14 protein-coding genes and 4 pseudogenes are annotated in these 14,937 nt (G+C 35.8%); 8 read left to right on the forward strand and 10 right to left on the reverse strand.

Annotation, left to right across the window (positions count from 1 at the left end):
• The first annotated feature begins 127 nt into the window (after positions 1 to 127).
• Positions 128 to 274 (forward strand): GapA-binding peptide SR1P, encoded by a 147-nt coding sequence (locus Q5C82_RS09765; protein ID WP_003226051.1) that lies wholly within the window; start codon positions 128 to 130, stop codon positions 272 to 274.
• Between the two features lie 111 nt (positions 275 to 385).
• Here Q5C82_RS09765 and Q5C82_RS09770 read toward each other — a convergent pair whose 3' ends face one another.
• From Q5C82_RS09770 to Q5C82_RS09785, 4 genes and pseudogenes are all read right to left on the reverse strand, one after another.
• Positions 386 to 1,114: a FadR/GntR family transcriptional regulator gene (locus Q5C82_RS09770; protein WP_003226053.1), complete on the reverse strand. Its 729-nt coding sequence runs from the start codon at positions 1,112 to 1,114 to the stop codon at positions 386 to 388.
• A 173-nt stretch (positions 1,115 to 1,287) separates the two neighbouring features.
• Positions 1,288 to 1,772: pseudogene (locus Q5C82_RS09775) on the reverse strand (DedA family protein).
• A pseudogene (gene pssA / locus Q5C82_RS09780) lies at positions 1,763 to 2,303 on the reverse strand (CDP-diacylglycerol--serine O-phosphatidyltransferase). Before pssA ends, Q5C82_RS09775 begins: the two co-directional pseudogenes overlap by 10 nt.
• 63 nt (positions 2,304 to 2,366) lie before the next feature.
• Entirely contained in the window at positions 2,367 to 3,569 is a 1,203-nt protein-coding gene (locus tag Q5C82_RS09785) for an MFS transporter (RefSeq protein ID WP_003226058.1), read from the reverse strand.
• A 127-nt stretch (positions 3,570 to 3,696) separates the two neighbouring features.
• On the opposite strand from Q5C82_RS09785, the gene Q5C82_RS09790 reads away from it, so the two are divergent.
• A complete protein-coding gene (locus Q5C82_RS09790) occupies positions 3,697 to 4,551 on the forward strand; it encodes a GyrI-like domain-containing protein (protein WP_003226060.1) in 855 nt (284 codons plus the stop codon).
• Positions 4,552 to 4,722: 171 nt separating this feature from the next.
• Here the strand turns inward: Q5C82_RS09790 and Q5C82_RS09795 are convergent, their stop codons facing one another.
• The 3 genes from Q5C82_RS09795 to Q5C82_RS09805 all read right to left on the reverse strand — a co-directional run bounded on the left by Q5C82_RS09795 (position 4,723) and on the right by Q5C82_RS09805 (position 6,947).
• On the reverse strand, positions 4,723 to 5,181 hold the full coding sequence (locus Q5C82_RS09795; protein ID WP_003226061.1) for a GNAT family N-acetyltransferase: 459 nt from the start codon (positions 5,179 to 5,181) through the stop codon (positions 4,723 to 4,725).
• A 742-nt stretch (positions 5,182 to 5,923) separates the two neighbouring features.
• The gene (locus Q5C82_RS09800) at positions 5,924 to 6,655 is read right to left on the reverse strand and encodes an SDR family oxidoreductase (protein WP_032727410.1); all 732 of its coding nucleotides are present in this window, start codon (positions 6,653 to 6,655) and stop codon (positions 5,924 to 5,926) included.
• Between the two features lie 43 nt (positions 6,656 to 6,698).
• On the reverse strand, positions 6,699 to 6,947 hold the full coding sequence (locus tag Q5C82_RS09805) for an Atu4866 domain-containing protein (protein ID WP_003226067.1): 249 nt from the start codon (positions 6,945 to 6,947) through the stop codon (positions 6,699 to 6,701).
• Between the two features lie 128 nt (positions 6,948 to 7,075).
• Here Q5C82_RS09805 and Q5C82_RS09810 point away from each other — a divergent pair, with 128 nt between their 5' ends.
• A complete protein-coding gene (locus tag Q5C82_RS09810; RefSeq protein ID WP_003226069.1) occupies positions 7,076 to 7,987 on the forward strand; it encodes an AraC family transcriptional regulator in 912 nt (303 codons plus the stop codon).
• A 231-nt stretch (positions 7,988 to 8,218) separates the two neighbouring features.
• Here Q5C82_RS09810 and nfsA read toward each other — a convergent pair whose 3' ends face one another.
• Positions 8,219 to 8,959, reverse strand: a complete 741-nt coding sequence (gene nfsA, locus Q5C82_RS09815; RefSeq protein ID WP_003226071.1) for an oxygen-insensitive NADPH nitroreductase — start codon at positions 8,957 to 8,959, stop codon at positions 8,219 to 8,221.
• Positions 8,960 to 9,351: 392 nt separating this feature from the next.
• Complete coding sequence (locus Q5C82_RS09820) at positions 9,352 to 9,711, reverse strand: helix-turn-helix domain-containing protein (protein ID WP_003226073.1); 360 nt, start codon at positions 9,709 to 9,711, stop codon at positions 9,352 to 9,354.
• 225 nt (positions 9,712 to 9,936) lie between these two features.
• Between Q5C82_RS09820 and Q5C82_RS09825 the strand changes: the two genes are divergently transcribed.
• The 3 genes from Q5C82_RS09825 (at position 9,937) to Q5C82_RS09835 (ending at position 12,783) form a co-directional block, all read left to right on the forward strand.
• Positions 9,937 to 10,671 carry an NADPH-dependent F420 reductase gene (locus Q5C82_RS09825; protein ID WP_003226074.1) on the forward strand — a complete coding sequence of 245 codons (735 nt, stop codon included), beginning with the start codon at positions 9,937 to 9,939 and terminating at the stop codon, positions 10,669 to 10,671.
• Between the two features lie 619 nt (positions 10,672 to 11,290).
• Positions 11,291 to 11,716: a MarR family winged helix-turn-helix transcriptional regulator gene (locus Q5C82_RS09830; protein WP_003226077.1), complete on the forward strand. Its 426-nt coding sequence runs from the start codon at positions 11,291 to 11,293 to the stop codon at positions 11,714 to 11,716.
• A 107-nt stretch (positions 11,717 to 11,823) separates the two neighbouring features.
• Positions 11,824 to 12,783: a nitronate monooxygenase family protein gene (locus Q5C82_RS09835; protein ID WP_003226079.1), complete on the forward strand. Its 960-nt coding sequence runs from the start codon at positions 11,824 to 11,826 to the stop codon at positions 12,781 to 12,783.
• Between the two features lie 662 nt (positions 12,784 to 13,445).
• Here Q5C82_RS09835 and Q5C82_RS09840 read toward each other — a convergent pair.
• The gene (locus tag Q5C82_RS09840; RefSeq protein ID WP_003226084.1) at positions 13,446 to 13,895 is read right to left on the reverse strand and encodes a DUF1569 domain-containing protein; all 450 of its coding nucleotides are present in this window, start codon (positions 13,893 to 13,895) and stop codon (positions 13,446 to 13,448) included.
• Between the two features lie 403 nt (positions 13,896 to 14,298).
• Here Q5C82_RS09840 and Q5C82_RS09845 point away from each other — a divergent pair.
• Both Q5C82_RS09845 and Q5C82_RS09850 read left to right on the forward strand, forming a co-directional pair.
• Positions 14,299 to 14,435, forward strand: a pseudogene (locus tag Q5C82_RS09845) (hypothetical protein).
• Positions 14,393 to 14,557, forward strand: a pseudogene (locus tag Q5C82_RS09850) (recombinase family protein); the annotation flags it as partial. The pseudogenes Q5C82_RS09845 and Q5C82_RS09850, both read left to right, overlap by 43 nt.
• Between the last annotated feature and the right edge of the window lie 380 nt (positions 14,558 to 14,937).

The raw sequence follows: 14,937 nt of genomic DNA on the forward strand, positions 1-14,937 counted from the left end.
ACGGGAACCTTTTCATAGAAAAATGACCATTGTTGCTTGGACGTTTTTAAACTGAAAATATCAATGTGTTTTTAAAAATTGTCTTGATGAAGGTATTCATAAAATAAAACTACTGGAGGCAATAATCATGGAAAAAGAATTAAAAGTGCAACAAGATACGATTGTATGCCAGGTATGTCAAGAAGTGATCGATACAGCTCATCGTTCTGAAGGTGTTAAAGTGTTATACGGAATTTGTCAAGGGTGCTTGGAATCAAAAAATCATAGAGAATAGAAAGCAAAGGCGTATAACAACGGGGAGTCAGCCTGTTGCTATACGCCTGATTTTTTCATACCTATCTTAATAAAGAGAAGCTTCTTCATATGGACACTTTCAAAATAGAGCTTAGCTTTTCCAATATCGGTCATATAAGTTCTGCATGTGGGCAGTCATACGTTCCACAGCTTCCTTTTCATTACGGTCTTCAATTGCTTCGATAATCAGTTTATGCTCGTGAAAATTCACTTCCCGATATTCGGAACGAGTAACGGTCCGGTCTCGGATAAACCGCCACATTTCCTGCTTTTTCATAGCATTCGTAATGGCTGACATGAAGCTAATAAATAAATCGTTATGTGACGCTTTTGCAATTCCCATATGTAATTGTTCGTCAGTTTCAGGAACGTATACACCAGAAAGCGTTTCTTCTTCCATTTTCTCAATCGTCTGTTTTAGTTCCTGAATATCTTCGTCAGTCGCTCTCAAAGCAGCAAATTTTATAATTAAAGGCTCAATGTGCATTCTGGCTTCCACAATATCTTCCGGAGATGCTGACTCCATGGATTCTGAAATCCCATTGGTTATAGTGGTGTTCTTAACAAACACGCCTTCCCCCTGGCGGGAATAAATGACACCATTCATTTCCAATGCACTCAGAGCCTGCCTAACCGGTGCGCGGCTAACACCAAACTGTGCACATAGTTCCCTTTCTGAAGGCAGTTTATCTCCTACTTTAAAAGACCCTAACTGAATTTCCGAAAGGATCTGATTATAAATTTGGATGTATAATTTTTTATTGGAAACAGGATTGAATGTAATAAAAATCACTCCTTTCAATTCATTATTAATTGTCATACAAGTATATTTATTATATACCTTTCAGTTTTGAAGGGCAAAATAATTATGCCCCAAAACGCCCTGTTATCAGGATCTAAAAAACCCCTGTGCTATACTAATACAGGGGAAATGAAAGCAAAAAAAGTATGTTAAAAGAGATACCCTTTTTAGAATCTCTTTCTATTTTTAGATCATAATTGAATAATCCCAATAACCCTTCCTATGGTAATAAAAGTGAAGCACCATAAAAATGCACCGATAGCCGCAAATAAAAGATATGTGTTTACATTCATTTTACTGATCCCAGAAAAATAACAAGTTATATGCCTGACTCCGGGAATGAAGTAACCTAAAATAAGAGAATATGGTCCATATTTTTGAAAAAAATGTTCAACTTTCATCATTCTCTTTTTTTCAATCCAATCCACTTTCCATACTTATTTATAAAAAAATGTCCGGCTTTTCTTCCAATCATGTAACTAATGAACATACCTAACAACGCTCCGACAAAACTAACTAAAATTGCAACCTCGTAATGAAAGACACCAATATTCGTAAAGTGCCCGACGATTGTCATCATGACTTCATCGGGTATCGGCAATCCAACAATTCCAAGAACGAGCATTAAAAAAATGGCAATATATCCGTAATTGAAAAATTGTTGAACTAACTCCATCTTTTCTGCCTCATCTGTTCAACAATTTCAGCGGCATATCTTCTATAATGAGGAAAATTTATTTTACTGACCATTAAATAAGAAAGTCCACATGTTCCAATCGCCAATAATACCATATGGTTCATAAAGCTTAATATGATAAGGTACATTGCTGCGAAAGGAATCGGCATTCCGGTAAACAGTGTAAGCTTATTTTGTTCAACATTAATTCTAGAGAGACGAAGCACCCCGCATATACTAAAAGCCAGTGAACACAATACTCCGATATAGGGCAAAGTGTTTAATGATACAATATAAGCAAGTATAGAGGGAGCAATGCAAAACGTAACCAGTTCAGCAAATGAGTCCATTTCCTTTGCTATATCTGAAACAGCACCCAGCTTTTGCGGTGATAATCCGCCAATAAAATTAAGAAATAATCCCAAAAGAATAAAGACTACTCCTGCATACATTTCATGGGATAGCAAAAAGTAAACCCAGAAGACCGCAAATAAAGTTTCCTATAGTAAGAAAGTTTCGGACATTGTTCATACATATAAACCCTCCAGTTACTGCAACATGTAATCTAAGTCAGAATTTTTTTTCTAACAGCATTTAATTCATGGTTGAAACTTCATCCCATTTTACTTTCCATACTAATGTAATACCTACACCGACCATCATCATTACACCAGCAAAAAGGAAAGGAATATGGATGTTTAGATCAAATAGTATACCGCCGAGAGCTGGACCAAAAATATTTCCTAAGCTAGTGTAAGTAGAGTTCATGCCTGCTACGAAACCCTGCTGATCGCCGGCAACTTTAGACAAAAAAGTAGTTAAAGCTGGACGCAACAAATCAAATGCTAGAAAAATAAAACATGTTACTAGCAAAACAGCTAAAAATCCCGACATAACAGTAGACGCGAAGGCTAAGACCGCACCAATGATCAAGCAAAGCTGAATCATCTTTTTCTCTCCAAGCTTATTGATCAATTTGTCGAATAATAGGATTTGAATAATTACAGCCACAATCGAGCTGATCGTAATAATAGTCGCAATATTTTTTGGTGTGAAACCAAATTTATGATCAGAAAATAGGCTGAACACTGTTTCATAGGCAGACAAGCCGAAAGCCAATACAAAGACAATTAAAAATGCAATAAAATAGACAGGGTGAATTGATCTTTTCAAGTCTTTAAAGAAACTCGATTCCTTTGTTTGGGACGAAAGTTTTTCACGTGCTTCTTTTGACAATGATTCTTTTAACAGAAAACTGGAAGCTGCAGCGGCTATTAATGCTAAAGCGGAAGCGAAGAAAAATGGCATACGAATACCGTAGCTTGCAATAAAGCCTCCTGCCCCTGGGCCAATAATAAATCCAGTACTAATTGCTGCAGAAACATACCCCATAGCTTTCGACTTTTCTTGCTGGGTTGTAATATCGGCTACATATGCTGTTACCCCAGGCATTATGAAGGCAGCGCTTATGCCCCCCAATATTCTCGATAAATAAAATATTGAAACATGGGTCCCTAATCCGAAAATTAACTCAGATATACTGAATACAAGCAATCCAAGAACAATCATTTTTTTTCTCCCGAAACGATCAACCCATATTCCCGCAAAAGGAGAAGTAATTAACTGGGAAATGGCGAAAGCAGCAACAAGATATCCCATAGTGCTACCAGACAGATTCATGATTTTCATAAAAGACGGCATAATTGGGATAATCAAACCTATGCCGAGAAATGCTATGAAAATGTTACTTAATAGTATAATGAATATCGTTTTTTGTTCTTTTATTGATTTTTTCATCTAAAAACTTCCTTCCTGACTGAATGTAAGAACGTTATTATCCATTCTTTCTCTTTGTAGAGTGTAGCTTCTTCAAGTACAATCAAATCATAAGGTATACGGTTACCATATAGTCAAGGAGGTTTTTATGAGCGAAGATTTAAAAAAGTATTTTACAACGGGTGAGTTTGCAAAACTCTGCCATGTAAAAAAACAAACCTTATTTCATTATGACGATATTGGTCTGTTTTCTCCGGAAATTAAAAATGAAAATGGATATCGATTTTATTCCTATCATCAATTTGAGCTTTTTCAAGTTATCAGCTTATTTAAAGAGGTTGGCGTTCCCTTAAAAGAAATAAAGTTTCTATTAAAAGGCAAAACACCAGACAAGATCATGCAACTTCTTAAAGAAAAGTCTGTTGAGATTGATAAAAAAATAAATGAGCTTAAACAAATACAAACGATCATACAAACAAAAGTAGCGCTTACTGAACAAGCGCTAGAAACCGATTTTTCCTCCGTTTCTTTTGCATACTTAAAAGAAGAAAAATTCATGTTGAGCCGGAAAACATTAAACTTAACGGAACGAAAGTATGCAGCTGCGATTTCAGAATTAATAAATGAGGTTCAACAATATAAATTAGATGAGGGATATCCAATTGGAGGGATATTTGCGCGGGAACAAATCTTAGAAAAAGACTTTTATAATTACAGTTACTTTTATGTAAAAGTAAAGGAAGGGGTAGAGAATATAGATTATTATGTACGGCCAGAAGGTCTGTACGCAGTTGGATATGAAATAGGTGGAGACATTGAGGATGCCTACAGCAGAATCATTGAATTCATTAAAAAAAATGGAATGCAAATTGGCGAAAATGCATATGAGGAATATATGCTGGATGCGATGGTAGTTGACCAAGTTGAAAATCAACTAGCTAAAATCCTAATTCAAGTTGAAAATGAAGATCAGCCAAATACTACTTGTAATGGTGTTAAGTAGTATCATAATATTTGATCATTTTGTCGATGAAGACTGCTCTTCAAATGGCAGTTTTAACATTGCGCAGATCGAGTCGGTGCATAAAAAGGAAGGGACTAAACCTTCCTTTTTTTATTTGGGCAGTAAATGTGCCTAGTTTTAAAATGGCGTTATGGTAAACCATTTAAGAACCTATAGTTCTTTTACCATTACCTTCTCGCCATTAAAATCAAGTTCCTCATTAAATTGAAAACCAAACGTTTGATAAAGCCGTAGAGCATGAATATTATTTTCAAATATACTTAAATAAATCTTCTTACATTTATATAGCCCAGCAAGGTGCTGAATGAGAGCTTTAAGCATTTTCTTTCCTAAACCTTTTCCCTGGTAGTGTTCGTCAATAAAGAATCGGTCAAGCCAAACTCTCCCATCTAAATTATCTTCATCATACTCGGGGAACAATCCATACATTGCAAAACCTACTAAATCTCCTTCATAGTAAAGCCCGACAGGTTTATAATAGTGACATTCTTTTGCATCCTCTAAACATACTTTTGTTGATTCAATATATGATATTTGTTTCTCGCTGACATGTAGAGCAAGAATTGCAGCACGATTCTCATCAGTTACTGCTTTTATTTCGATACTCATACTACACTCTCCTTATTTTTTCTTGATAGTATGCATCCACGGATTTATAAGCATGTTGGGGTGAGTATGGAGACTTTCAGCGTTTAATTTACTAGATACTCACCATGTTTGTAAAAAAATTGCGATGTTTAAAATCGTTACTTTTTAAAAAGTCGCGATGCATTTTTCTTTCAAAAAATTGGTGGAAGATGCTATGAACACTATTGTTAAGGTTATTGATAAAAAAATAAAAGCCAAACGGGGACATATAACCATAAAGTGGAAAAGTTGTTTGGAGGTGAGTTATCAGTTTTAGATTAAACGCTAAGTGATTTCGATAAGTTAAACAAACAGGAACTTAGTAGAGTTCCTGTTTGTTTATTATGTATGTACTTATAGACTGTTCATTAATGCCATTGATACTTCTTCGGCCCTGTCATATCATCAATAGTCTCTTTTGAGAGGTTACCACAGTGGTCTTTATTCATATGATATCCGGGCTTTACCTCTTTGTATATGCTACGCAGGAAATTGGCACGCTAGGTAATGAATGGCACTCCTCTTCGCCATACTTGCTGTAGTCAGCATAACCACCCTCTTAGTTACCCGAACACAGTGTAGTTCCATTACCATAATGCTATAAACTGAAAGGCCGAGTTCAATTTCTCGGCCCTACCTAACTCAGTTTCTCATTAGTATTAATATTAGTTTTATTTCTTACATCTTCTTATGACTCTACTTCTGATACATCACTAGACTTCTTTTATAGTGATAGAGTAGGTCTTACAATTAATTCACTTACATCGATCTCTACTGGCTGCGAGATTGCATAAAAAATTGCATGTGCAATAGCAGAAGCAGGAAGCGCTTGTCTTCGGTATTCGATCATAGCCTCACTCGCCTGTTTATCGGTAATATGATCGGCTAGTTCTGATTCCGTTACGCCCGGTGCAATTACAGTTGTTCGAATATTATTCGTTGCTTCCTGTCGTAAGCCTTCTGTGATGGCACGGACGGCATACTTGGTTGCGCAATAAACTGCTGCAGTGGGGGTAACCTCATATGCGCCTATGGAAGCTATATTGACGATATGTCCGCTATTCTGCTCTTTCATTATAGGCAAAACTGCTCCAATACCATGCAGGACTCCACGGATATTTACATCGATCATACGATTCCATTCAGCGATTTTCAGAGATTCCAATTTAGATAATGGCATTACACCCGCATTATTTACAATGACATCGATTTTTCCGTATGCTTCTATAATTTCTTGGACGATATGCTGCATTTGTTCAAAGTCTGTGACATCCAGTTGCTTATAATCTGCACTATATCCTTTTTGGAGAAGAGTGGATACGAGTGTTTCTAACTTATCTGTTCTCCGCGCTGCTGCTATTACCGTAGCTCCATTCTCAGCTAATAAATCAACAGTTGCTGCTCCAATACCGCTGCTTCCACCAGTGACAAGAACAACTTTATTCTTTTTACTCATCTTTGTATCATCCTCTTTTAAGTAATTTTTCTTTAAGGAATCTTTAGCTTCTTTCACGATGCAGTACCATCCCTGCGTGATATAGAATTCCGTTTATAAAATCTCCATCAGCTGTGAATCCTGTATCATCTTGATATTCAATGTGGTCACCTGTAATTTGGTAATTGCCTATATATGCACATTCGACATTGCCGCGAGCTTCAACATAGCGTCCATCGGACAGTAGTTCATGCCTGATATACCGATCTTTGGTAACCCAAAGTCCAGCATAAGAATGAGTGGTTTTTTTCATACATCATCAACTCCTTTCCTGTTCTACTATTAGTATCAGGGAAAGATAGCATAGAGTGGTAGAAGGTATCTCTTTAATTCTTGCCTTATCCTCCAAGAGTCGATAAGCCTTATAAAAGGAGGGATTTCATGTCTCTGGAAGAACAATTGCAATCGAAAGAAGAGGAGCTTACTAATCTTGTGTCATCCTTTGCAGCCAAGGAGGGTACGAACGTAACATCAATCTCTGGGGTGGAATTTATTCGATCTGCCAAGCCGCTGGTGCCTGTACATACTATGCATGAACCTGCTTTGTGTATTGTTCTGCAAGGAAGAAAAGTGATTTCTATGATTGGAGAAGACTTTTTTTACGGAAAAGGGGAATACTTAGTCGTGGCAGTCGATCTGCCAGTTATCGGGGAAATTTTAAAAGCAAGTGAGATGGAACCTTATTTATGTCTTCGATTGAATTTTAACTTAATGCAAATTGCAGAGGTCTCAAAAGAGTATAAGCAACATAGCACTAATCATAATGTTACAGGGCGAGGAATATTTGTTGATCAGACAGATGAGGTCATTCTGGATGCACTTATCCGACTCGTGAAACTACTTCATACCCCTGAAGATACAGAAATACTTGCACCTTTAATCATTAAGGAAATTCTATACCGCATTATGCAGGGAAAGCTTGGTCACACAGTAAAAAACCTTGTTGCCAAGGGGAGTAAATTATCTGAAGTGGCTGTTGCTCTGGATTATTTAAGAAATAATTTTTCTCATGAAATAAAGATAGATGGACTAGCTAAAAAAGTAAACCTTAGCCCATCAGCTTTATATCACCATTTTAAACAAGTTACAACCATGACTCCGATCCAATACCAGAGAGCTTTACGTCTTCATGAAGCAAGACGGTTGATTATCGGGAAAGATATGAGGGTTGCTGACGCTGCCTTTCAAGTTGGTTATGAAAGCCCTTCTTATTTTAATAGAGAGTATAGAAAGATGTTCGGAAAGCCTCCAGGGAAAGATCGTAAAGAGAACCTGAATTTATATAATGTATAGTCCAAATCAAGAAGTCGCATACAGATGCGACTTCTATCAATGAAATATAATAATAGATTATTGCACTACGAGCTAAGTGGTTTTGGGGATTAGCTCATTAAAAAATTCACTTCGTAGATGAAGACAGTGCTTCAAATGGTGGTTTCAAAATTGCCGCAGATCGAGTTGGTGCATAAAGAGGAAGAGCGTCAAAACGCTTCCTCATTTGGGTGGATTGCAGAAATATCCAATTTATTTTTTAGCAAATCCCTGTTTATTTAAATACTCAAGCATGAAGGGGAGTTTGCTTCTTTCCAGATGATCCTCAATATGATCTTTCCATCCCTTTACTTTTTTCACTGTGAAAGGCGCTTTAACAGGACGATTCTGGTAATACTCACGCATCTGTTGATCATAGGTTGCTAAAGTTTCTTCGTCTAGTGGCTGGTACTGATTATCAAACATGACCATTGATTGAGGCAAACGTGGTTTTAGTCCGGGTTTCTCTCCAGCAGGATGGCCTATGCATAGTCCAACTAAAGGAATCACATGCTTTGGTAAATGTAATACCTCAGTTAATTCTGTAATATGAAGTCTTATTCCACCGATATATACACCACCGAGTCCCATTGATTCGGCTGCAGTCAAAGCATTTTGAGCCATTAGCCCAGCATCAAATGTACCTATTAAAAGGTATTCAATATACTCAAGGTCTACATTGGGCGCAATTTGATGATTTCGGTTAAAATCGGCACAAAAAATCCAAAACTCTGCTGCCTCTTCAATATAAGGCTGATTCGCAGAAAGTTCCATCACTTTTTTTCGAAGATCTGGATCTGTAATTCTAATGATAGAAACGGCCTGGAGAAGGCTGAAAGATGAAGTTTGATTAGCTGCCTTAAAGATTGCTTCTCGTTGCTCCTCTGTCAGTGGTTGATTTGTAAAAGAACGTATGGATGTATGATTACTAAGTAATTCAATTGTATTATTCATATTGACATTCTTCCTTTCTTGCATATTAGATTCAAACTGATTAAGTTGGATAGGGTTATTTGTAAAAAAATAGTGTAACTTGTATACAATATGATAAAGTCATCATTCTAATTTATGAAGAGGGCAATTTAAATTGCCGTAGTACATTTTTTTGTACTTAATAGCAAAAAGCAGGTGAAAAGATAGCTAGATTTTGTAAAGACGGATTTGAAAAAGAATGTAAATGGAACAAACAAAAGATTATTAATCCAGCAAATGTCCCGAAAAAAGGAAGATCTTGTTGTATTAACCTGCTTAGTTAGTAAAAAAAGCTGCCATATTAGACAGCTTTTGATCTTTTAACTCTTGTCCCGTTATTTTAATGCATTTCTTCATAGACTCTTATCGTAAAATTAGTCTACCTGCTCCCCAAACTTCTTCCCGAACTCTTCCATCAAATCAATTATAGGAATGAATTCTTTCCCTTTTGAGGTTAGTGAATACTCTACACGAGGAGGAACCTCAGGAAAAACCTCTCGCTTAATTAATCCATCTGTTTCTAGTTCTCTCAACTGCTTTGTAAGAGAACCTTGTGAAATGTCCCATAAAAAAGCTTTAATTTCGCTATAACGACGTTCTTTTGTTTTTAAAAACCAAAGAATAATATACTTCCAGCGTCCTGAAAGCATATTTTGGGTATAGGCAATACCATATACTTCTCTTTGTTCCTTTATACACTCTTTGTCAAATCCATCCTTACATATTCTAGACACCTTTTCACCTGCTTTCTACTGTTAAGTACAAAAAAATGTACTACGGCAATTTTAATTGCCCACTTTAAAAAGATGAGAAATGATTTTATTCTAGTATATGTAAAAGAAATATTCAATTCGTTTTTCATATCTAATGATCATATGTTTGCGATTTGGTAAACATTTAATTGTGTAACTTTAAGCAGAATTATTCTTTTATATACAAATCCTTTAGGAGGGAAAATAGTGAAATTCGGAATTATAGGTGCAGGATCAATTGGCTCAATTATTTCTAAAAAATTAGTTATGAATGGGCATGATGTCAAAATTTCAGATGCAAGGGGAATTGAATATTTAGAAGGAAAAGAGCTTGCTGGAACACCGGTGCGCGTAGAGGATGCAATTAAAAATATTGATGTTCTTATAATATCTCTTCCTACAAAAGCAATGCCAAGCATTCGGAACATTATCGATCAAGTCGGAGAGAAAGTAATCATTGTAGATACTGCAAATTATTATCCTTTTAGAGACGACAAAATTGAAGAAATCGAGAACGGAATGGTTGAAAGTGTTTGGGTTTCAAATCAATTAGGCAGACCTGTCTTTAAAGCATTCAACAACTTATTAGCCTATACTTTAGAAAATAAAGGAACATTCGTAGATTCTAGTGAACGAATCGCGATGGCAGTTGCTGGTGATGACGCATCACAAAAACAAGTAGTCATGGACGTAGTGTCCGAGTTAGGCTTCGATGCAGTAGACAGTGGTTTTTTAAGTGACTCTTGGAGACAGCAGCCAGGAACTCCTGCTTACTGTACAGAGCTAACAAAAGATGAACTCACGAAAGCGTTGAAAAAGGCGAATAAAGAAAAAGCACCATTACTACGCGACAAAGTGATGGAAATATTTGCAGAGAAAAAGGATGTTGAATTTTCACACGAGGATGTTGTGAATCTAAACAGAGAAATATACAATGCATAAAAACAAAAGGTGCACTCAGTTAGAGCGCACCTTTTGTATATCATGTATGCCACAAATTCACATAAATATGTTTGCTTCTTTCTTTTTTCGCCAAAGGTTCTTTTTCCTGAGTATGCAGCTTTTTATTTCGCTTTTAAATTAAATTCTTCTTTGACAGATGTTTATTGATTTGGCTCACCATTTTTTAACCATAATTGATATAAACGTATAGAATTAATAGTAACTGAATATAAGGAGTGTAATGAAAATAAGTTTTCATAACCAGTGATATGGATTTACTATGTTGAGAGACTCGATTTAAAGAAGGTACAAAACCATATTGGTATCTTTTAATTTTTGCCTTATCGTTATTCGTCTCGTTGTTTATCAAGACCTAAATTGTAAAAAGTCATATAAAATAAGGAGTGAAACATGTTATACATGAATAATATGTTTCACTCTTTATACTTTTTGTTCAACAATCGCATCGTTTTAGTTCTAAAAGAAAGATATACCGTTCTTATGTCACAAACGGAGCAGGTTAGCTGAGGAAGAGCAATCAATGTAGAAAAATTGACAACTAAAACACAACCATGATATATTTAGCCCGCTAAATTTTTTGGCTAGAGGAGGTTCATCTTTGAAGGTTAGTGTGGACTGTGATATTCGTATGTCCTTGGATAAAGTTTCTTCCCAAATGCGTCGGAATTATAGTGAGAGCCTTAGAGAACTCAATCTTTATGTCGGCCAAGATAATTTACTCTCGCGTTTGTGGTTAGGTGATGGAATAACACAAATGCAGCTATGTGAACATTTAAAATGCGAACCGCCTACGGTAACAAATATGGTTAAATCGCTAGAGCAGAATGGTTTCATATACCGTAAACGTGATGAAGAAGATGCAAGGGTTATGCGAATTTATCTAACGGACAAAGGCAAAGAATTAGAAGAACCCGTTAGAGTTAAATGGAATGAACACCAAGAAAAATTACTACAGTCAATTTCAGCCGAAGAACGCTTAATATTAAGGGATTTAATAAAGCGTATGGAGAAAAACTTATCCTAAGTTTTCTCTCAAATATATATTTAGCACCCTAAATAAATATTTAGTAAACTAAGTATTTCTTTAAACCAAGTGAAGGTTGAAAATAATCTAAGCAGGAGGATTCAATAATGAATAATAGAATATGCAAAATATTAAATATAGAAAAGCCGATTATACAGGGCCCGATGTCTTGGGTTACTAATGCCGAATTTGTTGCGGCGGTAAGCAATGCTGGTGGATTAGGATTTCTAGGTCCAAATGCCGGTCAGGTTGATATAACTCGTTCACCCGAAATAAGTGCGGAAAGAATGAGAACTGAAATACAAAAAACAAAATCATTAACGAATAAGCCATTTGGAGTACCTGTAATCGTAAATCGTGATTTAGCTTACACATGGCCAATTTTAGAAACAGTTATTGACGAGAAAGTTCCTGTTGTTATTGTGAACGATATACTGGATGAAAGAATCTTTAAACCATTAAAAGAAAACGATATTAAAATTGTTTATAGACCACTTACTCCTACTATTGAAAATGCAAAAGCTGCAGAAGAATTTGGAATAGATGTTTATGTAGCGACTGGATTTGATGAAGGTGGTACGGTTCCAGAACGAGTTATTGGAACATTTTCGATTGTTCCAATGATTGTAGATGCTATAAATACCCCTGTAATGGCAGCTGGTGGTATTGGAGATGTTAGAGGAGTGCGTGCCGCATTTGCTTTAGGCGCTGAAGGTGTGTTTGCTGGTAGTGTCTTTATTCCAACAAAAGAAAATCCAGCAGCAGAAAACGTGAAACAAATGATTGTAGATGCTACAGCAGAAGATTTACTAATGTTCCGTACTTTACCAGCATACTATCGTTCTTTACCTACTAAATTTGCGAATAAACTAGTAGAAATGGATAAACAAGGTGTTAGTCGTGAAGAAATAGCAAAAATGATGCGTGGATCAATTGGTATGCGTATCGGCATGCTAGAAGGCAATACAGATGAGGGCTATATTTCTGTGGGTACTGGAATTACGCCAATTAAAGAAATCAGAACTGTAAAAGAAGTGGTTGATACTTTAATGCAAGACTTTAATTAAATAATAGGGTCTTCGGAATATTTAGTGGAATTCCCTTTTCAATAGTTAAAAACATTTACTTATAACTCGGACTATTTGGCGGTATATTAGTTCAAACACTAGAGGGTGTTTTTTGCTCACCATTTTTTAACCATAATTGATATAAACGTATAGAATTAATGGCAAATGAGTATAAAGAGTGTAATGAAAACAAGCTTTCATAACCAATGATATGGATTTACTATGTTGAGGGCCTAGTGTTGTAGAAAACCGATGGTTTCAAACCATCGGTTTTTTATCTGTTTTCATACTCATTGAAAATCACCTCATTAGGACAAACAGTTATTACATAGCATTACCCAAGGGGTGATGCATTTTATGAAGGTAATAATCATCGAGGGACCGCAAGCTGACAAATGCATTAACGATTGCTATCATTATTTAATAAATCTTTATAGGAAGGAGATCTGGGGTGATATCAATATATGTAAGGGTATCGACCAAGGAACAAGTGATAAAGTAACGAAAGCTAGAGCGAAATCTGTATAAAGAAAGCAGGGATTACTCTTAAGTTGAAGAAAGAATTGTATTTTTAACAATAGAATGATTTTTTATTTCTAAGCAGTTAAATCTTTTCGTTACTTTTCTGTTTGGTCATCATTATTTATATTTCTAAAATCTTACTAAACTCCAAATTGTTTTAAATGATGGTCAAGGTGCTTGTATATCCCTTTTCCCCATTGCTCAGAAGTCAGTTTACCGAAAAAAGGATGTGGATGAGTCGTACACTTCTCTGGACCATTATTTTGGAAAGTTATAATTTTTTGTTTCAGTATTTCCTTCTCTGTTTCAAATTCTTTTTCATCTACAATCAAAATATCAGGAATCGTGGACATATTTTGGGCTAATGGCTTGTCATTATAAAAAATTGGTTTCACAAAGTTTCCTATTAATATTCCTAACCAACCTCTCGCTGGAAAAGAAAGTCCCATTGCAATGTCTTGAAAGGATGAGCAATGTGCTAACATTTGGGAAACATCCATTTTACCCCATTGGGGCTTGGAAATAGGGCTTAATTTGTCAATACGATTTAAAATTTCCTCTAAATGCAATTGATTAAAAATATTTTTCATTTATGCATCTTCCCCTATTCTACACCTGCTAATAAAATGATACCTAGTGTACCCAGCAAGCCCAAAATGAAATTTTCGTACTGGAAAACCTTTTCCTCTTACTCATATGTATAATATATCCTAAAATTTCTGCCGATGTAATCACCTTGTTAAGTTAAATTTTTGAACCTTTTATCTGTCTGTGAAAATTTAAGAGACATAAGAGAGGGAAATGGAAATGCTATGAGGATTTACCATGTGAGGACCTATTGAGTGTAGTGAAAAACCGTTAGTTTTTTTACTGCTTTTTTACACTCATTGAAAATCACTTCATTAGGACAAAAAGTTATTACATAGCATTACCCAAGGGGTGATGCATTTTATGAAGGTGATAATCATCGAGTGACCGCAAGCTGACAAATGCATTAACGATTGCTATCATTATTTAATAAAACTTTATAGGAAGGAGATCCAGGGTGATAGCAATATATGTAAGGGTATCGACCGAGGAACAAGCGATCAAGGGATCGAGCATCGACAGCCAGATCGAGGCATGCATAAAGAACGCAGGGACTAAGGATGTGCTGAAGTATGTTGATGAAGGGTTTTCTGGTGAGTTGCTTGAACGTCCAGATTATAACCGCTTAAGGGGGGATGCAAGTAAAGGACTCATAAGCAAGTTATCTGCAATGACTCAGCTATCATTGATGATGATTAGTCTAATTCCATTTGACAGTAATGGTATTAAGTAGCATCTTAATATTTACTCACTTTGTAGATACAGACAGAGCTTCAAATGTTGGTTTCATAATAGTGGAGATCAAGTTAGGGACTTAAGGAAGAAAAGAACCTTTCTTTTTTACTTAGAAGGAAAAAATCGTGCCCATTTTGTGCTCAAAATAGTTATAAAATGATGCAATGAGCGTGTATTGGATAACTTCAGATGCTTGAAAGCTTCTGAAACTGACAATATACTTCCACTTTATTGAGGGCAACGAACTAATAAAGAGATACCAAAGCCATATTGGTATCTTCTTTGTTTGTTTTTTCTTTAGAGCTATTA

Source organism: uncultured Bacillus sp., from assembly GCF_958411575.1.
Classification (GTDB): domain Bacteria; phylum Bacillota; class Bacilli; order Bacillales; family Bacillaceae; genus Bacillus; species Bacillus spizizenii.